The 23275-nt window shown below is 57.8% G+C and carries 19 protein-coding genes and 2 pseudogenes; 13 read left to right on the top strand and 8 right to left on the bottom strand.

Annotated elements, in window-relative coordinates; translation table 11 throughout:
• Positions 1-354 precede the first annotated feature (354 nt).
• The 6 genes and pseudogenes from NKK52_RS31835 to NKK52_RS31810 all read left to right on the top strand — a co-directional run.
• A complete protein-coding gene (locus NKK52_RS31835; protein WP_023685859.1) occupies positions 355-1320 on the top strand; it encodes an endonuclease/exonuclease/phosphatase family protein in 966 nt (321 codons plus the stop codon).
• A gap of 104 nt (positions 1321-1424) precedes the next feature.
• Positions 1425-2489: a chymotrypsin family serine protease gene (locus NKK52_RS31830; RefSeq protein WP_156939321.1), complete on the top strand. Its 1065-nt coding sequence runs from the start codon at positions 1425-1427 to the stop codon at positions 2487-2489.
• A 15-nt stretch (positions 2490-2504) separates the two neighbouring features.
• Entirely contained in the window at positions 2505-3983 is a 1479-nt protein-coding gene (locus NKK52_RS31825) for a hypothetical protein (protein WP_031204489.1), read from the top strand.
• Positions 3984-4034: 51 nt separating this feature from the next.
• Entirely contained in the window at positions 4035-5489 is a 1455-nt protein-coding gene (locus NKK52_RS31820) for a LodA/GoxA family CTQ-dependent oxidase (protein WP_023685856.1), read from the top strand.
• On the top strand, positions 5486-6601 hold the full coding sequence (locus NKK52_RS31815) for an NAD(P)/FAD-dependent oxidoreductase (RefSeq protein ID WP_023685855.1): 1116 nt from the start codon (positions 5486-5488) through the stop codon (positions 6599-6601). The genes NKK52_RS31820 and NKK52_RS31815 overlap by 4 nt, the downstream gene beginning before the upstream one ends.
• Positions 6602-6796: 195 nt before the next feature.
• Positions 6797-7987: pseudogene (locus NKK52_RS31810) on the top strand (IS256 family transposase); the annotation flags it as partial.
• A gap of 329 nt (positions 7988-8316) precedes the next feature.
• Here NKK52_RS31810 and NKK52_RS31805 read toward each other — a convergent pair.
• The 8 genes from NKK52_RS31805 to NKK52_RS31770 all read right to left on the bottom strand — a co-directional run bounded on the left by NKK52_RS31805 (position 8317) and on the right by NKK52_RS31770 (position 15766).
• Positions 8317-8868, bottom strand: coding sequence for an endonuclease (locus tag NKK52_RS31805; RefSeq protein ID WP_084634086.1), 552 nt, complete (start codon positions 8866-8868; stop codon positions 8317-8319).
• A 348-nt stretch (positions 8869-9216) separates the two neighbouring features.
• Positions 9217-9636 (bottom strand): endonuclease/exonuclease/phosphatase family protein, encoded by a 420-nt coding sequence (locus NKK52_RS31800; RefSeq protein ID WP_023686018.1) that lies wholly within the window; start codon positions 9634-9636, stop codon positions 9217-9219.
• A complete protein-coding gene (locus tag NKK52_RS31795; RefSeq protein ID WP_084634084.1) occupies positions 9606-10973 on the bottom strand; it encodes a trypsin-like peptidase domain-containing protein in 1368 nt (455 codons plus the stop codon). The genes NKK52_RS31800 and NKK52_RS31795 overlap by 31 nt, the downstream gene beginning before the upstream one ends.
• Positions 10974-11538: 565 nt before the next feature.
• On the bottom strand, positions 11539-12252 hold the full coding sequence (locus NKK52_RS31790; RefSeq protein ID WP_023686013.1) for a hypothetical protein: 714 nt from the start codon (positions 12250-12252) through the stop codon (positions 11539-11541).
• 119 nt (positions 12253-12371) lie between these two features.
• Positions 12372-13646: an AfsR/SARP family transcriptional regulator gene (locus NKK52_RS31785; RefSeq protein ID WP_156939324.1), complete on the bottom strand. Its 1275-nt coding sequence runs from the start codon at positions 13644-13646 to the stop codon at positions 12372-12374.
• Positions 13647-13961: 315 nt separating this feature from the next.
• On the bottom strand, positions 13962-14267 hold the full coding sequence (locus tag NKK52_RS31780; protein WP_023686011.1) for a hypothetical protein: 306 nt from the start codon (positions 14265-14267) through the stop codon (positions 13962-13964).
• Positions 14268-14291: 24 nt separating this feature from the next.
• Positions 14292-14960 carry an acyl-homoserine-lactone synthase gene (locus NKK52_RS31775; RefSeq protein ID WP_023686010.1) on the bottom strand — a complete coding sequence of 223 codons (669 nt, stop codon included), beginning with the start codon at positions 14958-14960 and terminating at the stop codon, positions 14292-14294.
• Positions 14961-15043: 83 nt separating this feature from the next.
• Positions 15044-15766 (bottom strand): LuxR family transcriptional regulator, encoded by a 723-nt coding sequence (locus NKK52_RS31770; RefSeq protein WP_023686009.1) that lies wholly within the window; start codon positions 15764-15766, stop codon positions 15044-15046.
• Positions 15767-15889: 123 nt separating this feature from the next.
• On the opposite strand from NKK52_RS31770, the gene NKK52_RS31765 reads away from it, so the two are divergent.
• The 7 genes and pseudogenes from NKK52_RS31765 (at position 15890) to NKK52_RS31735 (ending at position 23264) form a co-directional block, all read left to right on the top strand.
• The gene (locus tag NKK52_RS31765; RefSeq protein WP_245263178.1) at positions 15890-16444 is read left to right on the top strand and encodes a hypothetical protein; all 555 of its coding nucleotides are present in this window, start codon (positions 15890-15892) and stop codon (positions 16442-16444) included.
• Positions 16445-17077: 633 nt separating this feature from the next.
• A pseudogene (locus NKK52_RS31760) lies at positions 17078-17350 on the top strand (UvrD-helicase domain-containing protein); the annotation flags it as partial.
• A 131-nt stretch (positions 17351-17481) separates the two neighbouring features.
• Positions 17482-18123 carry a hypothetical protein gene (locus NKK52_RS31755; protein ID WP_245263180.1) on the top strand — a complete coding sequence of 214 codons (642 nt, stop codon included), beginning with the start codon at positions 17482-17484 and terminating at the stop codon, positions 18121-18123.
• Positions 18124-18444: 321 nt separating this feature from the next.
• Positions 18445-19605 carry a patatin-like phospholipase family protein gene (locus tag NKK52_RS31750; protein WP_023686003.1) on the top strand — a complete coding sequence of 387 codons (1161 nt, stop codon included), beginning with the start codon at positions 18445-18447 and terminating at the stop codon, positions 19603-19605.
• Between the two features lie 10 nt (positions 19606-19615).
• Entirely contained in the window at positions 19616-19966 is a 351-nt protein-coding gene (locus NKK52_RS31745) for a hypothetical protein (protein ID WP_023686002.1), read from the top strand.
• 626 nt (positions 19967-20592) lie between these two features.
• Complete coding sequence (locus tag NKK52_RS31740; RefSeq protein ID WP_031204547.1) at positions 20593-21867, top strand: phospholipase D-like domain-containing protein; 1275 nt, start codon at positions 20593-20595, stop codon at positions 21865-21867.
• A 2-nt stretch (positions 21868-21869) separates the two neighbouring features.
• Positions 21870-23264, top strand: a complete 1395-nt coding sequence (locus tag NKK52_RS31735) for a hypothetical protein (protein WP_023686000.1) — start codon at positions 21870-21872, stop codon at positions 23262-23264.
• Positions 23265-23275: the final 11 nt, after the last annotated feature.

Genomic DNA, 23275 nt, shown 5'->3' with positions numbered 1-23275 from the left:
CGCAGCTGCCGCCGGTTATGAAAAGGTAGTGCAGAGTTCGCCGGGCTACGGAAGAGAATTCCTTCGCTGGCCCAATCGGGCGAACCTTCAGCCGCCGGACTATGCAGGCGCGTTTTGCTCAAGCCGGGGAGCGCCTTGGAATTAGTCGGCAACCCGTGCCAGCGACTTGTCACGCCCGAGTCACGGCGCTGCGGCTACGCTTCAATCCACTTCCGCGAACTGCAGGGGGGTCAGCCCGGGTTCGTCGCAAAAGACTGGAGTGCACGAAGGCCCACGCAGCATTTGTTCGCGTGGCAGTGGGTGCTTCTGATGAGTAGCGAGGAGAATTGACAGCCCAATCGGAGAGCAGACGCCATGTCGTCGTCCTTCTACCTTCCAATTCTCGGCACAATCTTATTCTGTATTCCGTCCCTTGCATTTGCCGAGACAAATATTCGTCTGGCAAGCTGGAACATCGCCAATTTCCATCACCACGTCGACGTGGAACTTCGCGAAGGAATTGGTACAAAGCGCCAACAAGCCGATTTCGAGGCGTTAAAGCGTTACGCTGAAGGACTGGCCGCTGACGTAGTCGCACTGCAAGAGGTCGGAACCCAGGAGGCGGTTGCTCGCCTGTTCCCCGCGTCCGAATATCAGACTTTCATTGAGTCTCGATATGTCGAGGACACGCAGGCCGCAGCCTCGAAGGATATTCACGCAGCTGTCGTCGTTCGCAAGCGAGATGACATTAAAGTCCTTGAGCAAAGGGACATCCTCGGCCTTCAGATTGCCGATGTTGATGAAGACGGAGGCACTCACTACACGCGACGCGGCACGGCTTTGAAATTGGACGTGTTTGGGACTTCGGTCTGGGTGGTCTCGGTCCACCTAAAGTCGAGCTGTTCAACGCAGGCCGCGCCCGATCAGAGCACCGATACGGATTGCTTGATCTTCTGGCAGCAGCGGCTCCCGTTGAAGGAATTCATCGACGAGCGAGTTGCGGAGCACACGGCCTTCATCATCGCCGGTGACTTCAACCGGCGTTTCCGCCAGTTTAATTTCCAGGATCCGATGTGGCGTTTTCTAAATGGCGAGAACCTCGATGAGCCGCTTCTCGTAGCGTATCCGGAGACCGTCACAAGGAAGTGCCCAACGCGACTTGGTGCAAGCACCCAGCCAATTGACTGGATCGTGATGGACGCGAAGGTATCGGACTGGTTCAAAGAAGGCTCGTATCGGGTAACGCGCTCCAAATTCGCCGATGTAAGCGCCGCCGGTGGGCAAGGGAGCGATCGGTTAAGTGATCACTGCCCAATCCAGATTGATCTCGTCCTCCCCTAGGCACAGCGCGCAAGCGAAAACGCCAGCCATGACCAGTGATCAACGGGATCGGATTGAGAGAATGCAGATGTACGACGCCTTATCCTCAAGCCGGAGCGAACATAGTGTCGTCGAAGCGCTGGCAGTCTACTGAGGTGGCTAGCCGCGCCCAGCCGCAAATTTTGAGCCAGGGTGGGCATGTTTCAAGGACGCAGTTTCGACATGATGCTCGGCTGAAGAAACAGGCTGTTTTTTTGCGAATAGCCGCGGATAGGGGGTTAGTGGCGAAAAGCCTTGCGTCAAATCGTGCCATGACATCCCGAACGACGTTTCGATTGCTACAGAATGCGAACCTCGTTGGGATCGGATACGGTGCGAAGGAGACAGCCGGGAAGATCACCGGTGACCTAGCCGTCCGGGTTTATGTTAGACGAAAAATTCCCCTGGCTGATCTCGCACTCGATCAGAAAATCCCTCGGTTTGTCGCCGGAATAGCGACTGATGTGATCCCGATCGGCCAGCCGCGCTTTCATTCCAGGCCTGCGCATCTCGGCATCGGAATCAGCCACGTGCGAGGCAAGGCAGGCTCCCTGGGCTGCTTGGTACGAAAGCCCGGCGATGAGGCCTGGTACATACTTTCGGCGTGTCATGTTTTGGCGCTGTCCGGCGCCGGTGAGATTGGTGACTTGATCGTCGAGCCGCCTGCACCGTCGGCAACTTCGACACGGCTTGCTGTTCTGGCTGATTTCGAGCCTCTCCAGATAGGCGACGAGCCGAACAGGTTCGATGCGGCGGTCGCTCGTTTGGACCATCTAGCCGACGTCACCAACATGATCCCGGCGATCGGTGAGCCGCAATGGCCTCTTATGGAGCCCTTGCTCTATCAAAGCGTACGCAAGCACGGCGCAACCTCGCTGCACACGGTCGGGGTGGTGTTGGACACCCAAGCCGAAGGGCTGATCGTCTCCGGTGGACAATCATATGCATTCGCCGATGTCGTTTTCGTCGGTGGCGCTGAGAAGGCCTTCTCTCTCGGAGGAGACTCCGGTGCGCTCGTCGTCGACGCGATGTCGCGGCGGGCTGTTGGACTTGTCGTCGGTGGTACCGCGCGAGGCACGTTCATAAGCCCGCTGAAGGCAGTTTTTCGCCGATTCGGTTTGGAGGCACCAACATCGACGCCAGTCGTCTAACAAGGAGGACAGTTCATGCCCCTGGCCAATATATTCATTTGCACTTCCATCAGGCTGTCCGCCGCCTGTCTGCTATCCGTCTTCGCGGCTGGTATTTCCCGAGCGGAGGAGATTTCGGCCGGACATCCTCGCAGTCAACTCAATGGACACGCCTTCCAGCTCAAACAGTTCCAGGTGGAGGGCGGTAGCGAGCAGGCTGCGATCGCATACTACAAGGATGTGATTTCGAAGCAGCTTTTTCCGGGGCAGCCAACTGATGCGATCCTATCTACGTCTATCGCCGATCTGCTTGCATATTTTGGTCATACGAACGTCAAGTCGAGCGATCTTCACGCCCTTACCTCGCAGCAGTTGATGGCGCTCGGCTCGAATGATGAAATCCTGGCGATCCGTTTTTTTGCGCCGAAAATCACTGATGTCGCGGAAAAGCCAACCGATCCTCCGGCCGGCGGTTTCGGCTGGCGCAAGCTGGTCAGGTTCAAGGCGAAGGCGGGCTCGCCGGCCGACTCGAACGGTATTGGAACGCTTTATGTCCTGCAGAATACGTTTGAGGCAACCGCAACCGGCGACCCGTTCGATCCCGACCGGAATGTCTCCAAATTCAACCAGGTCATCATCACACGCAAACTCGGCAGCGGCCCGTACACTGGCGACAAGCGGCCCACTTTCTTCATGACTTATGGTCCGTTCGTTAAGCTCGATTCAGCCGGCAAACCGGAAAAGATCGATGGCGCCTTTCAAGAAAACGGACCGATCATCTTCAATCTCAAAGCGACGTTCGATGAGGACGACCGGGATCCCGAAACCAATTCGGCCGCGCAAGAATACTTCGTCGCGGATTCCTGTCAGCAGTGTCACGGCGGGTTCTCTCAAGTGAGAGGAAAGCTGAATTTCCTCGACACCGATCATTGGTTCGACCGTGTGCTGCCGGAATATGGGCTGACCGACTCAAAATTTAACGAGGAGGATTTCACGTCACTGGCGCAATCGCCGTTCGGCCTTCTCTACGACGGCGGCAAGGACACCGCCGCGCCGGAATTTGCATCGGCGTTCGACGCCATCAGGAAGTTCAACGAGGAAGTAAAAGCACAGAATACCGAGGTTGGGGGAGGCAACAATTTTCAGCTTAACGCAGTCACGAAATGGCTTGAACTGCATGGGCCGGGAGCATCCGGAATAAACCGAGTCCCGCCAGCTGGGCGAGGCTTCGGTACCGACCCCTGGAACCCGGCCCGCGAAGAGGATCGCAAGCTCGTCTACTACCTCAACCGATACTGTTATCGGTGTCACAGCTCGGTCAGCTACAACGTGTTTGACCGGGCGGCCGTCGCGCAGAGAGTCGCCGGCATCAACGAGCGAGCCGTGGATGTCGGTGACTCCGGATTCTGGATGCCTCAGGACAGAATTTTCCCCGGTCTTGCCATAAACCAGGGTGTCCCGGAAGCCACGGAGGATCTTCGCGAGTTCCTGGATCTCCTCAATGGAATGCAGTGATCGGTCGCATGACGTCGACCAAACCTCAACTTCGAAGGGAGGAGCGTTGCTATGCCGTATCGAATCTATCCAGCGATAGGAATTGCCAGGCTCGGAAACGACCTCGACAGGTTCTATGTCGGCCCGGAACGACCCGGCCATCGCGGCGTCGAAATCGACGCTGCGGGGGTGGAGACGGCCGTCACCGAATACAAAGTCGACGCAGATCAGGTCAAAAGACAGGCGGCAAGGTTCAGGTTGTTCGAACTGCCGCCCGATGGCGGAGCACCTCAGCCTGCGCAACTCGCCGCTGGCTCGACCGTCGAGTGGACCGTGCACCTGGCAAACAGGAAAGCTGCAGTACAGCGGCCGGACGGCCCTCCCTCACAGCCGCTTCGACCACAGCTCATTGCAAATGCAAGTCAGCTGCTCGTTGACCCGGGCAGCCGTTCGATCACTGGCGCCAGCGCCTTAGCGGTTCGCTTCAATACGGGCGAGTACAAAGGACGACGCGTGCCACTCGGTGAGTTACGGACGGATAAGGACCAAAACCTGCTGGTCTGTGGCGGGTTCGGTTTTTCTTCCTCGCCGACCAACGCACCGCTCCCAAGTTTTTATACAAATCCGGGCTGGCACGACGACACATCGGATGGGTTCGTGAAGGCAAAAATCCGGCGTGCCGACGGCAGTTTTGACGAGGATGTCGAGGGGGCATGGGTGATTGTCGGACCGCCGGACTATGCGCCCGAAGTCCAGGGTGTCGTCACGCTGTACGATATCCTTGCCGATGTCGGCCACGCGAACTTCGGCGTTCCCGCACCGGCCCAAATCTCATTTACAAACCACATTTTTCCGATGCTGCTGAGGACCAGGCGGCTGCAATGGGTTAATTCGGACCCGAACTGGAGCGAAGTCAGCGAAGATTGGGCCGCGCTGGGCAACAACACAGCCGCGGCTGCGGCGCTGCGCAGTGAAAACGCTGACCATGTTCGCGATATCGAAGGCCTGCTGCAACGCTATCGCCTAACGAGCTTGCAAAACCAGGCTTTGGATCAATGGGTACTCGGAAATTTCGCTTCGGACTGGGTTGGGTTACCACAGGTTCCAGCTGGTTTGATGGCGGACGGACTGACACGGGCGGCGCTCGACGGTACTATTGGCCGGGGATTCTATCCTGGCATCGAGGGGGGTATCCTCCTGACTGACCCAACGATCTATCGGGTTCCCTTCGACTACCGAATCGACCAAGCTCAGCTGGCGCCCGGCGACCTGACTGCGCACATGGCGCTGCCCTGGCAGGCGGATTTCTTCGACTGTCGTGGTAACTGGTGGCCATCGCAGCGCCCCGATACCGTGCGAATTTCCGCATCGTCTCCGGCTACGTTGCAGTGGGTGCGCGGGGTCACCAGCCACCTTGACATGGTGCACAACTTCTCAAAATTGGGATTCGTCACTGCGCAAGTGGATCCGGCAGGCAACACCGTGTTCGTCGAGACCCAGCGATCCGATCCAAACCTGTTCGCATGAGCAGAGAGCCGGAACTCGACCTCGATGCCCTGATCATCGGTGGCGGCCCGGCCGGCAGTGCCTGCGCAAATCGGCTGGCACGAGGCGGAGCTCGCGTCGCCATCGTCGAGGCAACGGATTATTCGGCCTTCCGTATCGGAGAAGTCATAGACTCTTCAGCCCAGTCGCACCTGTCATCTCTCGGTCTTGAAGCGCTGGAAACCCAAGCGTGGGCGTCTCGCTGCAGCGGCGTCATGGCCAAGTGGGGAAGCTTGGCGAGCGAACCGCGGGTCCCGATGCTGAAGCTCCAAGGTCGGAGCTACCGTCTGGATCGCAATCGGTTCGACCAAGCTTTGTTCAATTCAGCGGAGCAGGCTGGTGCAGCAGGATTTACGCGCAGCAGGGTAACAAATCTCGAAATCGACCAGGGCAAATGGAAATTTGCGCTGCAATCCAGCGAAGGCCTGGCTCAGGGTCGAACAGAATGGATAGTGGCCGCTACCGGCCGAAATCGCCGGGCTCCCGGTACTCCGTCGCAGTCCAAACACCGGCTGGACCGACTTATCGCAATCGCGATGATCGGCGGGGGCGAGAACTCGGAGGCGCATATCTTGCAAGAAGCACTGCATCTTCAAGCCGCGTCGAGCGGCTGGTGGTATTCGATAACAACTCCCAGCGGTCGTATCGTCGTGGTTTTTTTGACCGACGCCGACCTGCTCCCCGCCGGAAAACGAGCACAGTCCGAGTTCATGCTGACCCAATTGTGTCAGGTTGCGCTGCCGGTGCTTACAACGAAGATCGCCGAGACATGCTTGATGGAGTACAGGTGGTCTGGGTTTGGCGCGGGATCGGGCATCCGAACTATCGGAATGGCGCAAAATTGGATAGCTACTGGTGACGCGCTCACGGCCTATGATCCGCTTTGCGGCAAGGGAATAGCATGCGCGCTTGGATCGGGCATTGAAACAGCCGATTTGATACTGGATTCCAGCTCACACGACGGCACGGCACGGTCGAAGTGGGCGGATCGCGTCATGCGGCAATACAATACGCATGCAGTTGAACGACTCGCCAACTACGGGCTGGAGCGCAGATTTTCCAAATCGACGTTCTGGCGACGCCGGCAAGACTGATTTGTGGTGTGCAACGCTTGCGGGATGCGGCAGGGGCGCGACTTGTGGCAGGCTGAGCAAAGTCGCGGGTGTCGGTCGCACCCAAATCCCCCATACCGGTAATGTGCTGAGAGTTCTGCAAATTCGCTGAGAGGGGGCGGTCATGGCAGGCTGGTGATTGTTCACGTCACCTGATTCCCGCGAAGGAACGCCACCATGACCAAGACTGAAGTTAAGACCGCCAGCGCTGCCGTCAAAGACATTTTGCTTTCGAACCCGGATGGATTGCACGAAGTGCTCCGTGCGGTGATGCAGGAGGTGCTTGAGGCCGAGATGGACGAGGCGCTGGGTGCCTCGAAGAGCGAGCGCACGCCCGAACGGCTTGGCTATCGCTCGGGCTATTACGGCCGTACCCTTGTGACGCGGGTCGGCAAGCTCGAGCTGCGGGTTCCGCAGGACCGGGCCGGGCGCTTCTCCACCGAGCTGTTCGAGCGCTACCAGCGTTCCGAGCGGGCCTTGGTGGCGACGCTGGCGGAGATGTATGTGCAGGGCGTGTCGACCCGCAAGGTGAGGCGATCACGGAAGAACTGTGCGGCCATGCCTTCTCGGCCTCGTCGATCTCGGCCATCAACAAGCGGCTGGACGAGAGCCTCGCTGCCTTTGCCAGGCGCCCCCTTCAAGAGCCGTTTCCTTACCTCATCCTCGATGCGCCTACGAGAAGGTGCGTGAAGCCGGTGTTGTCATGAGCCAGGCGGTGCTGATCGCGGTCGGTATCGACTGGGACGGAAGGCGCCAGATCCTGGCCGTGGAGATGGCCAATCGCGAGAGCCGCTCGGCCTGGAGGGACTTCCTCGTCGGCCTCAAGGCGCGCGGCCTCAAGGGCGTCGAGTTGGTCGTGTCCGACGATCACGCCGGCCTGGTGGCAGCGACCGGCGAGGTGATCCCCGAAGCCGCCTGGCAACGCTGCTACGTGCACTTCCTCAGGAACGCGCTCGATCATCTGCCGAGGAAGCACGGCGACGACTGCCTGCAGGAATTGCGCTGGCTCTACGACCGGCGCGATCTCGCAGAGGCCAGGGCTGATCTTGCCGCATGGCTTGCCAAATGGTCGGCACGCTATCCGCGCCTGACAGGCTGGGCCGAGGATGCCATCGAACAAACCCTGACCTTCTTCAGGCTGCCGAGACAGCACCACAAGCATCTCAAATCCACCAACATGCTGGAGCGGCTCAACGAGGAATCCGCCGGCGCACCTATGTCGTGCGCATCTTCCCCAACACCGAAAGCTGCCTGCGCCTGGTCAGGGCGTTGGCCGTCGAGACCAATGAAAACTGGATGGAGGCCAACCGATACATCAACATGGACGACCTGCGCGAGCACAAGAAGCTCGCTCTGCGCCAAGCCGCATGGCCAGCATCATGGCTGCCCCATTTTACAGAACTTGACGCACACAACCCCCATACCCAACACATTGCAGGTCTCAGCCAATGTGGCGAGCATGGCCATTTGCTTCGGCTTGGCTGTTTGGCTTGTCCGCGAAACCGCGTTGTTTGACGCGAGCCGATTGAAACGCGACATTCCCTACGGAAGTTTGAGGTAACTGCCTGTCACGCTTTGATCCACATTTCCCTAACGCGGGACAAGTGTTCGACGCGGACGCCCTTTGAATGTTCGCAGCAAGCGGATTCCTGAGTCAGGGGAAATGAATGCATATACGTGCCGCCGCATTCATCCGTTCAGCGCGCACGCGACAATGTTTGGTTGACACGGACTACCCCAGTTTGCCGCAAACACATGCAGTCGGAAAACGCGAGGTCGGTGCACGTCAGCCGGTCAATACGAGCGCTGCGCTGTCGCCCAGTCCAATCGATCAGCGGATTGCGGTTGCCTTGCATTTCGGAAATAGCTGCGTTGCGATGCAACTCCCATTCGTCTGGCGCTTCGGTCGTATGCCAAGCCAGCAATGTCTTGAACCTCCCGCCATCGTAGCGCCCGCCGATAATGCCCGGATAGCGCAGCATGAAATAGAGCGTCGCGCGCGCGACCGCGCCCTTGCCACCCTTTGGCTCGAATGTCTCCTCTTCAACACGGCCGCAGTCTTGCATCGTCCGTTCAAGTGTGTGCTGCACGAGGGGGCAGTTTGATCGGAAGCTGTTGCAACGTGTTTCCCAGGAGAACAGGTGATGCAGATCGCCGCGCATCGGCTCCTTCTTCTCGAACCAGCTTTGTGGCACCACGTGCTCGCAATTGTACGGGAACCGGCTTCGATCGTCGCCTCCAGCCCGGATGACTCCAACAAACCTCGCTCAAGCAGCGCTTTTTTGGCTTCGAGCCGGTGGCGTTCGACTTCGATGTCCGCTTGAATGAAGATTTCGGGATCGGCTTCGAAGCCGGAGTAGATGCCGCGAAATTTGCCGTTCCGCCTTAGATTGACCAAGGGTAGACGTACTTGGAGGGCTGGTAGTTCAGTGGCCTGGTGTGCGTCTGCGCAAGAAGCTCGATGACAGCCTCCGTGAAGTTTGGCAGTTCTGGCCTGACTCTCCCCCAATAGGCCTCTTTCGCAACCTTGTCCGCAGCGCTGTCGTAGTACGGCCGGTCAATGACATGCGGTGCAACGGAAGACCGAGCTGGCGTCTCTAGCCCTCGCCAAAGACGAGCACGCTCGTTGTCGGTGAGCTGGGAAGCAACCTTGGTATCCACGAGTTGAGGCGTCGATCCACCCGAAAGCCTGACAAGGATCGGCCTGTGGTCCGATATCTCCAGAACCTCTCCATCGTCCGGTCGAGTGCGATGATCATAAAATCGTCGTCGCTTGGCACCAGATTTGGCGATAGGAAAAGGTGGTCGATGAGGGATTTGAAAGGCGCCTTGATATACGTGATTTGATTGTCAGCCGCATCCTTGGCAGTCAGCGGCACCAAGCCGGCACCAAGCAAATCATTCAAGTCCCCCGACTCGAGCGACGCGTTTGCGTCGCCCCCGATCAACCAATCGGTATCGTGGCTCTCGTCATTAGCGAGTTCGGCTACAGCCGCAGCCAGCAGCCGCGACGCCATGCGGCGGCGCAGCTTCCCTCGTCCTTTGCCTTGAGGTGGATTGGGACGAGATTGAAACGTGACGCTGCACCGGCCAGCCTGGTGTTGACCTGAAAGAGAGCCGGAAACCTGTCGAATACTTTGCCATGCACCGCTTCGAGGCCGAGCGAACCGAAATCCCGGCTGGAAACATTAAACCAACGGTGGACTTTCTCGGGCCAGGCTAGCTGCGAGACCTCGACTGTCGCCGAATTCCACATGACAGTCGTGATTTGCAGCTCTGGTGCCGCGTCTTGGCTCGCGAATACTCGCCAGGTTAACACATTGTATTTTTCGGCGAGGTGTCGGGCCAAAGCATCAGTCGCTTCCTGGCTCGATTCAACGAAAACCCAGATGTCGAGATTCATCTCGACGACTATCCGCGCGACGCTGTCGAGCTTCTCCTCCCAGCGCCTGTTGAACCACTCGATATTCCAGAAGCCGATGTCGACGTCCTGATCCTCGCCGGAATATGCACTGACGACCCGCTCCATTCCACCGTTGCCGGAAACAGTCCTGCCAAGTGAGCCGAAGAACCCCATGAGTTCGTCAGCGCCGCGAAACAGCGTCATAAGTTGTCGAGCATTCTTGTCGCCATTTTGAGAATCCTGTTCGATGGCGGTTGCAAGCGCCGAGAATTTGATACCCTCATTCGACTTTTCTTGCGCCGCGTGGTGAAGCGCCACCGGCTCCCCCGAGCTTCCCGCCTCGGTGTCCGATTCGTAACGAACGACACGAGCATCCTGCCAAGTTACTGTGTTGTCCCTGATGGCGACTTCCTTCAGCCGGCCACTCGGGTGCTGAATGATATTTAGCTTGTCCTTGTCGCCAACGCTGAACGTTTGCCGCAACAGCGACATGTGGCTGAAGGTTGTGCCGGGGTCACCGTCCACCGCGACAAACATGGCGTCAAGCCCACCGCTTCCATCCTCGGCTACTACTGGGCTTGTCCAAAACAACTTGTCCGGCCGTAGCCTGACGGTTGACACTTGTCGCACGCTACCGTCGGGAAGTGCGGCGAAGTCAAACAAACCTCGGCTCCGCGCCGCGACGTCGCGGTTGTTGATGACATCATGGTTTGTGCAGAGAATTCCCGGCGCGACAAGAAAGCCCGTGCCACTCCACGAGCCAGAATTGCCCTCGTAGTCGATACCCGAAGCTTCGATCTTGCAGACCGCACATGACCGCGCAGCCCCCTCTTCCAACCAATATGCCGGCCGCAAGTCGTTCCCGAATATTTGCTCAGTTTCTCGAACATCGTGCTCGCCATTTCCGTCAAGCCGTCGAATTTCTTCGGCCGTTTCTGATGGCTGTTTCAATCAGCTTTGGGTCCTGGGCGAGGTTGTCCAACCCCCAGTTCTTGCTTGTGGCCACGCTTTTCGCCGCGGCCACAAGCGGCTGTACCATTTTTTGCTTCCGTGAAATGTTCTCATTGCTGCCCGACATTGTCCCTGACCTCTGATAGCGGTGAATGGAGATGCTGGCTGCCATCATCGGCGACCAAACGTGGCTCGATTTGCTTGTTCACAACTCGGTGGTTGAGGGGCGTATCCGCCTTCCGCAATCTTCATGAGCGCTTCGAAATGAAACTCGAAATGCATCCAATCCCGATTCAGCAATAGCCCGTGCGAATGAACCCTGTCTCCTCCATCGTGCGAGCGAACTCGCGATTTCACGGTCACCGGCTTTCGTGGTCGCGATGTTCGATTTGCGCTTCGGGGCATCATTTTGAGGTGCCGCCGTCACATTACGGCGACTTGCGTTTTCATTTCGCCCCAAATTGCAATCAGCAAGCGCGTCGCGCCGGCCGTCATGTAGGCGTGAGAACCGCGCTTGCTACCAAAAGCGTCATTCGCCATAGTCCGCTTTTGTGCCGTCCACCCCTCATCCATTCTCCATCGCTCGCTTTCGGCTGGCGTTCATGTAACTGCCGAGCAAATCCGAAATCGCGGTGATCGCACTCGTGCCGCCGGCAAGCAGCCCGGCAGTCAAAAGCACGTCGACTGCCTTGAACGCGGCCAATTGACATCCGCTCGGCATAGGCGCGAACATTGGCGCCAGGACCCGTACGCCGACCAGGCTGACCGCCAACGAAATCAAAAACGACAACGCCAATCTCTCAAGATCAATCTTGCTCTCGGTAACCGCCAGATCAACATTGACGGTTTCCAATACTTTACCCTGGTTACTGATTTGTTCCCGCGCTCCTGCGAGCAGGTTATCCGGCCCAACTACGATGTCCTTCGCATGGGCCATCGCCGCGGGCTTACTTGACCGGAAAGCTTCCTTGATGACTTCTTCGTGAGTGTTGAGAGCCTTCTCCAAGGCGACGCGCTTGGCGTTAAAATCCTTGCCGGCCACCCTGACCCTTTCCTCTTGCTGCTTGCGCTGCTCTCCAAACCAAATCTCAGTCAGGACGGCCGTTGCTCGTTCCGTGACGGCCGCGATCGCAAGAAAACTGGCAAGGAGGTTCGGGATGACGCTGGTCAGGAGATCGGCTTTGAAACCAACGTTTTGAAAACCGACATTCGTCGCCACCAAAACAGCCACCAATGCGGCTACCGACGCACCCCACTTGCCAAGCAAAAGGCCCTTCATTCACCCCTCCATTTTTCGACATCGCCATCCCACAGCTGGCCGGGTGGCGGGGCGCTGCTGACGGACAAGCGACGTTGCAACGCCCCGGATGACCGACCGACACCCCAATCGGGCTCGCATCACCAAGCCAAGCTTTGTCGCTGGTACTTGAGAAACTGGCGAAACTTATTCGCGGGGGCGTCATCGCTCCCGAAATTATCCCGCTCCGCTCGCTCTATTTCACCGACAATCGCCCTTGTGATCAGCGTAAGTTGGCGATCAAACGCGCTTGAACTGCCGCCTTCCTTCTCGATAGACCCGGTCCAAAGCAATTGTCCGGAAAGACGCGAAGATGACTCGCTCCGTTGTCGTGGATTGACCATGCTGAGCCAGAAGCCAAGCTGAGTTGTCGTTCGAGGCGCAACGTGGAATGCGTACGCTTCGGCAGCGCTCGAGTGCGAGGGCCAGTTCCCTGTGCCGCACTCCACAATATCAAGAGCCCGATAATTGGAGAGGGAGAAAACGATCTTCTCGTAGAGAGACGCGTCGACGGTATCCAGCCCGAACCCATTCAGCGCTCGCGTCAGCAGTAGGAGCGGTCGCTCGCCCTTCCTTTTTGTCGCCGAATCTCCACAGGATGACGCCGAAGCGATGTCCGGCCGACCAGACAGGCGCGAGCGTGCCAGCTTGTCCCTTAGTTCTTCGAGTTGCGGTGGCGGAAAGCGCCCTCTCTCACCTCGGTAGGCTTTGAGGCAGCGTGCATAGGTGAGTTCGGGCGTGTTGTTTCCACGGTTGGCTAGCGCATCCTTGAGTTTCTGGGTCCAAGCGGCCTGGTCCGCGGGATCATCATCAAGGAGTCGTTCGGCAATCGCGTCAGCCAACAACATCGGTAAGGTTGCTGTTGCCAAGATACGGCGTAAGGCGTTTAGAACCTGCTTCTTATACCAAGCACGTTCTATTGAAACCCATTCCACCAACTCTTCTTCGAGGCCCCACCCAAACTCAATGCCTTCAAGAAGCTCTTCGCGGTAGGTTTCGAGCAAAAGATTTGCCTTCTCTTCCGCTCGATTCTCGATATGCTTTGTGACCCCAACCAATTTCAAATTTTGCCGCAAACTGACCACGTCAAGAGAAATCTCGGAAAGCGCCAAGGATCGCATGGACCCGGCTGATGGCACGATGTCTACCCCAGCAGTTTGCCGGCGAATACGAACTGACAGTTGCCGGAGCGCAGCCGCGGAAGCTCGTTCCGTGGACTGCGGCCAAAGCATGGACCTGATTTCCTGAACCTGCGCTGTAAAATTTCGGGTGGATGAAAGTAGGGCGATCAGAGCGTATCCCTTTGCCGGGATGCTGATCGAGCGGCCACCTATGCTAGCCGCAGGGCGGCCCATAATTTTTACTTCGACAGCCAAGCAACCTGCCCCACCTAATATTTAATCCGTTGGCCACATTACGCACTGTCGACCAATTTGCAAGAAATGATTACCAACCTTCAAAGTCTGGGTCGGAATAGTCAGCAATCAGCGTTATAGGTACAATTCGTCTGGCCATTCCGACTGTTTCAATAGTAACTTGCATCAACCAATAGCCCATCTCTGGACTGCTCGTCCTGCGCGCGGATTGATAGTGACTTCAGACCGTTTCCACTACGATCGCCACCTGCGGGCGCCATGGATAACTCTGTCGATTCACCAACACTGTTCAGGTGCCGATAGTTCGCTCGTAGACTATTGGCTGTTGTCGCATTTCTTCTCTGGATCTGGCTTCCATTCCGCAGCTTTGAGCAAGGTGCCCTGCTGGCAGATGTCGGCGTCACCACTGACAGTGCCCGTCACGGTCCCGTACGTGCCAGGAATTGGCTTCGGGCTGGCATGCGTAATGTTGTAAAGCTGGTCCTTGTCTTTCAGCACGACACAGCCGCTTTCAACGCCCTTCTCCGCGCATCCTGAGACATTCACCTGCTGGGCTTGAGAACCGAATGTAAGCGCCGCCAACGCCGTGGTTGTGAAGATAGCTAGAGCAAGCTTTTTCATCTCATCCTCCTAAGGTCAGTATTGCTAAGCACATGCGCGCCGTTGGCCTTCAAGTGCCTGGATCCCTTCGATAAACGGTAGCTGGGTTCCGCGTCGGACCAGTAGCGAATAATCGATACCAAGGATCTTGCGGACGCTGGCAAGTGCGGCCTCATTCACCTCGATGTAGGCGACGATGTACCATTCGCCATTTTCTTCCCTGGCCATGCCCAGGGGCTCGGCTCGCCACTTCAGCGCGCCGTGGTGAGGCATGAAGTAGGTTTCCTGGACGCCGCCGACAGCGCCGAGGCCCTCGTCGAGCGCGTATTCCATCACCGCGCAGCACAGCTGTGTCAGCGTGCCTCTCAAGCCGGTTGAACGCTTGCCGGGAACGACGAAGGTGCGCGTCCACTCAGCCCAATCGGAACGTCGGGGAACGCCCGACCTTTCACACATGTGAGGAAAGACCTCCGAGACCATGTGCGGCTCGCTCGTTGGGATCAATCGAGCTGAGGTCACCACACGACCATCTTCGAGACCCAGCAGGTACGTCGCCGCGTCCGTATCGAACTGGTCCAGCTCCCGACCGTCGGGGCTTGGAGGGCGCCAGCGCTTCTGATGCACGAAGAAGTCGTGCCGGCGGCGCAAAAACTCGTCGAACTCGCTTTCATAGAGGTGCTTATTAAGCGCATTGACGACATGAACAGCAATCATCGCGCGATCCCCTATCCTTCCCCAGAAGGATAGTTGCAGCCGCGCTAAAGTACGTCACCTGTCCGATCGGACAGTTGACAGGCCTATGGGTGGATTAGCCGCCTGCGAACCGCCTCAACGACCGCTTGCGTGGTTGTGCCGACGCCAAAGGCGTCACGTGCCTGCGTTGCATGCCATTTAACCGTGCGCTCGGTCATGCCGAGGATTTGGGACGTCTCCGACAAGGTTTTGCCGGCCGCTGCCCACAGGAGCACTTCCTTTTCCCGCTCTGTAAGTACGCTATCAAACTCGCCATCGACGTGCGCCAACGCCTGGATTGACATGCCGGCGTAGACCGCCATCGTTACCAGTTGCACCTGTTGGCGGGGCGACAGACTGCACGCCTTTTGCGAAGAGGCGAAGGACAGCACTGATTGCCAATGATGGACGCTAAGCATCGGCACAGCGAAGCCGCTCCAGATGCCGAACTCCGTCGCCTCGCCTGCAACGCGTCGGGAAGCCTCTGTGTCAGACCATTTTGCCGGCACTTCGGCCCAGAGGAATGGCTTCAAAGTTTTTGCCGAGTAGATGCAGACGCCGTCAACTGCTGCATGCTCTGCCTCGATATAACGTCCGAACCAACCCTCAGGCCAGCCGTTCAGTTCAACCATTGGGGCAAGCTTTTGGCCGCCAAGGGGAACACCGCTCAGGATCAGGTGCTCGAAGCCCAGGTTTCGCACGGTATCGAGAAGATCGCTCAATAGCGGCCCGGTTGCCGTGTGCTTCCGGCAGCGTTCGACAAAGTCGAATACATCTGAATCGATCATCGAATAGACGCCCCAATTCGTATGCCCCGATGCAATTATGCGCCAAATTTGGCAGCTTGTAATATCTTATTAAAAAAGGGTAGTGGTGTTTCAAACTCACCCACTACGTTACATTGCGCCAAAATGACGCTCGAAGAACGCAAATATCCTGGTGAGCTTGCATCCGCACAGCAGGTTCACACCCTGGCGGAAGAATACCGTAGAGCAGCATGCCATCTCCTTCAACTCGGCCGACCCGGCAAGCCGCTTTCCCGAGCGCCGTTCAGAATGGCGGCAATCCATGCGATTGAACTCTATCTGACTGCGCTTTTGCTCCACTTTGGGCTCAATCCCAACCAGATCCGTAGGATGCAGCACGACCTGTCGGCGCGGACGGAACATGCTTTGGAGTCGGGGCTGCGACTTCGCGCCAAAACGGCCAAGCATCTTCAGTCCCTCAGCCAGAACCGAGAATATCTCGTTACCCGTTACGGCCCGGAACTCGCAGCAACCGCCTCGCAGTTAAACCGTCTGACCGCTACCCTCGAAGAGGTGGCGACAAAGGTCACTGTATTGATCACGCTGCCGCCGAGAAGGCCCAAGCAAGCACACTCGGCTATCGACGAGCTTGAAGGCCAGTATCCAGCCACCCTGTTGCAAGAACCGAAACCCAAGGACACGACAAGTGAGCGCCAGTAGCAACGGATCACACTGCAGCGGCAAATGGCATGCCACCGATGGGACACGCCAGCGTGCAATTCAACGTTGCTTTCCACGGTGATTTGAACATCTCAATCTCTCCGTGATAGGTCGGCGTCGGGATCTCTTATTTGCCGAGCGTATCGAGTGTGGCCTTGACAAGATTGCTATCTGGCCGCTTGCGCACCTACCGCCCTGGCTTCTTTGCGCGGTTGTTTTCGGCGGGAAAATGGAAGCTGACCCTGGACCCGAAACTGTCGGGACATTTCCGGCTGGCTCAAGATAGGGAAGTCGAGTTTAGCTGCCTTGACATTGTGGCGATTTCGACCGGCAAGGCCCTCTTGTGGCATACAGTCGAGATACGAGCTCGCGGCAGAGCAGTCACGCTGTCGGGCACTATCGGGTGACGCGGCCGCACAACTGCCCGCAGACCTTCACGCCTTCATCAACACTCATATCTTTGGTCTGATCGATAACGAGAGAGAGTGCTTCCTCGATGTCGACGACAGACTTCGGGAGATCACCGAAGGCAATAGGCAGTATGTTGCCCAGGCCGATCTCGGCAGAGCCATTGCCAGCGTCCCTGGCGCCGCGGCAGGCGCCCTCTCTCACCCGCTTCTCAACCCAAACTTAATGCCTGCGGGGCTCAAAGCATCCCTCCCTGCCTCATTCGCCATGCTAACCGATCCGGCTGTTCGCCACGCTTACAATGAAGCGTTCGTCAGATCTGAATTGCCAAAGTTCCAGACATTCTTCGACGACCTCGACGGGGGTTCGTTTTCCCGCCAGCAGCGCGAGGCCTGCATCCGCCTGGAAGACAACAACCTGCTCGTTGCCTCCGCAGGGTCCGGCAAATCCGCGACGATGGTCGGCAAGGTCGCTGTTCTGGAGAAGAAGCTCTATCGGCCTGACGAGATCCTGCTTCTGGCCTACAACAAGAGCGCAGCCGATGAACTCAAACGAGGGTCATTGAGGCAATCGTCCAAAGCCTCGTCGATAGTGATCCGGAATTCGCCCGACTGTGGAGCGACCTTCTCGTGGTTCATCCCAAGGCCGACATCCCAGTCGAGTTTTTTGACGCCCAGGCCGACTACCGCCGCTATGTGTCGGATAGCCTCAGGAAGGGTAAGGCCACTATCGGCTCCCTGCCGGGCGTGATTGTAAAGTCGCTGCAGGAACAGAAGATCGCCAACTGGCTTTGGCAGCATTCCGTCAGCTTCGCGTATGAGCGGCAGATCGCGGTAGAGGACGATGACGGCACGGTCCGCCATCTACATCCCGATTTCTATTATCCGCAGACCGAAACCGTGCATGAGGATTTCGCGCTCAACGCCGACGGAACGTCGCCCTTTCCGGACTATGCCCTGCACGCCGAGAAAAAACGGCAGGCATATCGCCGCAAGGAGATCGATTTCTTCGAGACGACTTCAGCCCAGGCCAGTAACGAGACGCTGCTTAGTACGCTTGAATCAGAACTGGCGCAGCGCTCCATGCCTTTTCGAGCGCAAGACCTACGCCGAAATCACCAAGGCACTCGACCCCGTCGTGATCAAGCACTACCACCAGCTGATATCCACCTGCCTGAAGTTTATCGAGTTTTAAATGGTAGTTGCAAGTTTCAACAACACCCAACCAAAACCGTAGCGGCCATTGAATCACCGAAATTGGGCGGAGGCTGACTGGTACCTGAAACTGTGCAAGTTAGCTCCTTGCCAGAGTTTCAGTTGATCGATTTCTTGCAGACAACGCGCGCCGTGACGGTCAGATTGTCGGCCACCGCATGATAGAACATGATCGGTGTATCCTTGACTGTTAGCAGGCAAGTTCACGTTAGTAACATTCCTTGAAATTCCTTCCGACTGAATATTCACGTCTTCATCGCTGGTTTCGCCATCGCTTTTTCTTAGCAGACGTGGAATTCTCCCTACATCGCAAGGGATTGCTCGCTCCGCCAAAATCATTCCGACTGGTGGCCGTCTTCGCGATTTGGAGGATCCTCAATGTCCGACGAGACGCAGCACGATCCAGAACAGGCGCCCTTCGAAGTTACCGACGTCTTGGGAGGTCCGAAGCTCGAAGACGGCATCGGACTGTGTCTATCGGGCGGCGGTTTTCGCGCAATGCTGTTTCACCTTGGAAGCCTGATCCGATTGAACGAAGTCGGCTTGTTACCCGCCATCAACCGGATATCGAGCGTTTCGGGCGGATCGCTCGCCGCAGGCATCCTGGCTGCGGGTTGGTCAGAGTTGGGTTTTGCTAATGGCGTCGCCACTAACTTCAACGCGAAGGTTTCGGAGCCCCTACTCCGGCTCGCCAGGAAGCATGTCGACGTGCCGGCGATCCTGTTGGGCTTCATTCCGTTCGTGCACGCCGCCAACGTGGCCGCAGGCGCCTATGAGCGGACAGTGTTTCATTCGAAGACGCTGAGGGACCTTCCCGATCACCCCCAATTCGTCTTCACCTCCACGAGCCTGCAGACCGGCGTGCTGTGGCGTTTCGCTAAGGAATACGCGGCGGAATGGCGGGTCGGAAAATGGACTGAGCCCAATCTGAAGCTGACTCTTGCCGTGGCAGCCTCGGCCGGTTTTCCTCCGTTGCTTTCGCCCACGAGGATCAAGCCCCCCAAGTCCAGTATCAAATCGTGGGGCGAACCTTCAACGTTGACGGCGTCGGCCTTCACCAAACGACTGTTCCTGACCGACGGGGGTGTATACGACAATCTCGGTCTCGAACCGATTTGGAAACGTTATCGGACGCTCTTAGTCAGCGATGGCGGAGCGGCTACGCAACCGATCGCCCGACCGTTCACGAACTGGTACTCACAATTTCGCAGGGTGCTAGATGTCTCGCTTCAACAAGGTATCAACACCCGGGTTCGCATCTTGCATGGTCTTGAAAAATCGCAGGCCAGAACGGTGGCCTATTGGGGGATCGGCAAGACGGTAGACAGCTATGGCAAGGGCAATCCGCTGGAGTTTACGCCGCAGATGACCGCTGAAGCGGCCAGGGTACCGACGAGATTGACGAAGTTTCCGAGGGAGACACGGCAACTGCTGGTCCGTGCTGGGTACGCGCACACCGCAGCAGCGCTCGCGGCCAGCCGGATTCAGATACCCAATCCTCTCGCCCCGAATTTCGACCGGCTCCCAAACGTCGCTTAGCGGACAATCGATGTCTTTCGTCAAGCAGAATACCGCATACGAAGACTGGATGCGGACGGCGGCCGAAATCCCTTACGCATCGGACGTCCTGAGGCTCGCGGTCAGCGTGCGTCTAGCCGACTTCCGCATCCAAGACCACGAAGCCGCAACCGCGATTTTCGAGGGCTACCGTGCGGGACTGCTAGATCCTGGTCCGACGCTGCTCGACGAGAGGGAGATGTGGATGCGGGACTATGTCATGGTCAGCGACCAGGAGCGAAAGTCGTTCTGGGAAGAGATCGACAGGCGTCCCGACGCAGAACCTTCGGAGGATGCGGGGTCGGCGCTGCTCGCAGGTTTTCCCGTTGGTTCTTCGATCTAGCGTTACGCACGCATCACCAAGGGCGGAGGTAGCCTAGGCCGACCACGCTTCGTCGCCGTGGCGAGATGGCGCGGGGGACGCATCGCTCGCGAAGCCAAGGCGCTTCTTCCATCCGGATGGGATTTGGCAGTGGGGAACGCCGGCAGAACGAACAGGTTCGACGACATCGTTAACGCCCCTACGCGCGCGCCGGATCCCTTTCTGCACACGGCACACGGATTCATAGTCAGGCGGATCGCCCCCGACACACGCAAGATCGAACGCGGCTCAGACTTCGCCCGCAGGCTCGACACGAAGCTCCTAAGTGCCATGGGTTCGGAGATCGGTTCGATTCACGCTTCGACGCCACGTCTCGTCGAAGCCATCCTCGACGATCTCGAACGCAGGGACGCAGATTGGCTACAGGCCGCGAAGGTCGCGGCTTCGGTCGTTGAAGCGGACTTCGCGAATGGAAGGCGCCGGCCGGCAGTGGCAAATCGACAAAGGGGGATTGATCTTCGCGGGAACAAGCATAGAATGCCTTTCTATTTAGAATGGCATATGATTATTTTTCCACGTCCAGTATGTTCTGGGACGGTGTTTTGCTCAATTGTTCGGTCATGCGGGTGTCGCGAAGGGCAGCGATCATGAACGGCCAAATTCAAGGGGGGGATATGGTTCAGGTCGATTTCGCACGCTTGAAGAAGGTCGCTGATCAGGTCGACGCACTTCAGCAAGGCCAGTTGCTAGGGAAATTCCAGCCGACCCGCATTCCAAAGATCGATTTTCCAATCACCCCCCTCAGCGTCTCGTCATTCGAGGCGGGCGTGAGCCCCGATTGCACGTACCGATTGATCTCTGCGGCGCTAGAAGAGGCCAAGCATACGTTGCTTGTATACGTCTATGAGATTCATGCCGACTACATGGTCGAGCTCGTCAAGAAGGCACACGAAAAGGGTGCCAAAATTCGTCTCATGTACGACCGCGGGGGCACCCATCCCGAAGAACGCGAGGTGCTTGATGCGCTCGAGGACGACGGCTTCGAGGTCAGGCCGGCGCCGTCGAGCGGCGGGCGTGGTGTCTTTACGGTCTGCCACCAAAAATTCGTCGTGATCGACGGCAAGACCGTTGTCGTCGAGAGCGCGAACTGGGCCAAAACTTCGATACCACTCATTGAGCAGGGGGACCCTTTCAAGAAGGGAAATCGCGAATGGATGCTCCGCATGGACGACGCGGAAATTTCCAAGTTCTTTACCTCCGTGTTCGACGCCGACTGGAACATCCCCGATCTTGGTGGGCCCGGCGCACTAGTATCGGTCGACGAGGACGACATTGTCGAGGCGCTAATGGTGCCCGCAGAGCTTGTTTCCTATCCGCAGAAAGTTTTCGAGATCGACAAGTTCGACGGCTCCGTAGACGTCATGCCGATATTTTCCCCCGATAACTACTTCGATGTGATCTCGGATCGCCTGGAGAAGGCCGAAGAAAGCATCATTCTGCAACAACAATACATCCTGGCGGGCGACAAGGTCGACGATCTGCTCCAAATCGTGGCGGAGCGCCGCGACAAAGGAGTCGACGTGCGGATAATGGCGAGCGCCACGTTCCCGAAGAACTGGAATCTTACCGTGGAGACCTTGGACGCGGTCGGGCTCAAGGACTGTCTGAAGGCGCTGAACCTCAAATTCTTTACACACCTCCACAACAAGGGGGTCATAGTCGACCGCACACATGTGGCGGTCTCCTCGACAAATTGGAGCGCCAATTCGATTACGAAGGCGCGTGAGGCGGGCGTACTCCTGACGTCAAAGCACCTAGCCGGCTACTACGCCAAGGTCTTCGACGAGGATTGGGACGAAGGCATCGCTGCGGACGACGTCAAGAAGAAGCTGCTAGAGGTGAGCGGCGGGGAGATCGTCTGAACATGGACCTTCTGCGCCTGAGAAGGCGGGAGCTCGAGCGGCGAACAAAGGAACTGCCGGCGGAAGTCGCGGAGTGGAAGACTCTCGCCGAGACCGATCTCGATTCGAACTTGCACTGGAGCCAGATGGAGGCGATCGCCGATTTGATTGCCGCCTTTAGCAGCAGGTACGACACGCTGCTCGGCAACCTACCATCTGAAAACGACCAGTCCTTATACGAATCCGGTCTGTACGACATTTTGATGGCGATTGGGTCGGCGCAACGGGCCTGGGATTTCTTCCGCAGGAAGTTCGACCAGCGCAGGTCCGACCGCTTCCGCAAGCGTCTGCGGGCGGCCGACATAATCGCGATCGACTGCTATGACGCCGCGATCGGGGCTGCGAAGGCCAAGGGATGGATCGCCGCGGAAGACGTGAGAGAGCCGCCCCTCACCTACCTCAGTCCAGAACTTTCTGCGATGACCTGGGCTCGCGGTACCCGTCCGAATGACGGGCAAAGCGAGGAACTCGCAGGCAGTACCCTTCCGATTCCCGTGGTGGAAGTGCCTTATGACCAGACGGCAAACGTGTGGGAATTCCTCTCTATCTGTCACGAGGTCGGCCACGAGATCGATGCCGATCTGAAACTGCTCTCGGCGATCAAGACGAATCTTTCCAAGGCGTTCGAAGGCACCGCGTTGCCGCAGCCTCGCCAGAGGCGTTGGCTGGGGTGGGCCTCGGAGATATTTCCTGATCTGCTCGCGCTGCATTTTTCGGGTCCCGCCTTCGCGTACATGCTGCGCAATATACTGATCCTTCCTCCTAACCAGGTGATGCAGATCATCCCGGGTGACGCACACCCAAACCATTATATCCGAGTAATGCTGTGCACCCAATACATCAGGACTATGGGCGCGGCCTCGCCGGACGCGACCTTCCGCAGCGCACTCGAACAGCATGCCGACGCGCTGGAAGCCGATTGGAAGCCGCTGTATGAAGATTCCGCGGCCCTGAACGACTACCTGGCCGACATCCCGCTGGTCATCGCTGGAGTGATGGATTCGGCGATACCCGCCATGGAGGGCGCGACGTTGCGTTCCCTGGTGGAGTACTCGAAGGAGCACGAGGACGCGATCACGAAGGGCGCCACCTCGCTAAGGCAACTCAACTCCCAGTTCGGCATCGCCCCCCGCCACGCCGTTTCGGTGGTGAGGATCGCAATCAACGACGCGATCGTGAACAACTCCCTGGACAAGGAAATAGATGCCCTCTCGACCAACGCTATCCAGCTTCTCGAGCACAATGCTCCCAAGGGCAAACGCAGCATGAATGATCCCCTCGCCTCTTCCCCCTCAGCACGCAAATCCAGGATTGATCGTTTCGTGTCGCAAGAGTTGAGTAGGTCGCTGCAACAATAGAAAGGATGACC

Source organism: Mesorhizobium sp. C277A (assembly GCF_040324395.1).
Classification (GTDB): domain Bacteria; phylum Pseudomonadota; class Alphaproteobacteria; order Rhizobiales; family Rhizobiaceae; genus Mesorhizobium.
This window is presented reverse-complemented; position numbering and strand designations above follow the sequence as displayed.

Coding starts and splice junctions, on each gene's coding strand:
- NKK52_RS31750 (WP_023686003.1), top strand. CDS start 18,445: ATGTCCGACGAGACGCAGCACGATCCAGAACAGGCGCCCTTCGAAGTT.
- NKK52_RS31745 (WP_023686002.1), top strand. CDS start 19,616: ATGTCTTTCGTCAAGCAGAATACCGCATACGAAGACTGGATGCGGACG.
- NKK52_RS31770 (WP_023686009.1), bottom strand. CDS start 15,766: ATGATCGATTCAGATGTATTCGACTTTGTCGAACGCTGCCGGAAGCAC.
- NKK52_RS31815 (WP_023685855.1), top strand. CDS start 5,486: ATGAGCAGAGAGCCGGAACTCGACCTCGATGCCCTGATCATCGGTGGC.
- NKK52_RS31790 (WP_023686013.1), bottom strand. CDS start 12,252: ATGAAGGGCCTTTTGCTTGGCAAGTGGGGTGCGTCGGTAGCCGCATTG.
- NKK52_RS31735 (WP_023686000.1), top strand. CDS start 21,870: ATGGACCTTCTGCGCCTGAGAAGGCGGGAGCTCGAGCGGCGAACAAAG.
- NKK52_RS31765 (WP_245263178.1), top strand. CDS start 15,890: ATGACGCTCGAAGAACGCAAATATCCTGGTGAGCTTGCATCCGCACAG.
- NKK52_RS31775 (WP_023686010.1), bottom strand. CDS start 14,960: ATGATTGCTGTTCATGTCGTCAATGCGCTTAATAAGCACCTCTATGAA.
- NKK52_RS31780 (WP_023686011.1), bottom strand. CDS start 14,267: ATGAAAAAGCTTGCTCTAGCTATCTTCACAACCACGGCGTTGGCGGCG.
- NKK52_RS31740 (WP_031204547.1), top strand. CDS start 20,593: ATGAACGGCCAAATTCAAGGGGGGGATATGGTTCAGGTCGATTTCGCA.
- NKK52_RS31835 (WP_023685859.1), top strand. CDS start 355: ATGTCGTCGTCCTTCTACCTTCCAATTCTCGGCACAATCTTATTCTGT.
- NKK52_RS31800 (WP_023686018.1), bottom strand. CDS start 9,636: ATGGCGTCGCGGCTGCTGGCTGCGGCTGTAGCCGAACTCGCTAATGAC.
- NKK52_RS31820 (WP_023685856.1), top strand. CDS start 4,035: ATGCCGTATCGAATCTATCCAGCGATAGGAATTGCCAGGCTCGGAAAC.
- NKK52_RS31825 (WP_031204489.1), top strand. CDS start 2,505: ATGCCCCTGGCCAATATATTCATTTGCACTTCCATCAGGCTGTCCGCC.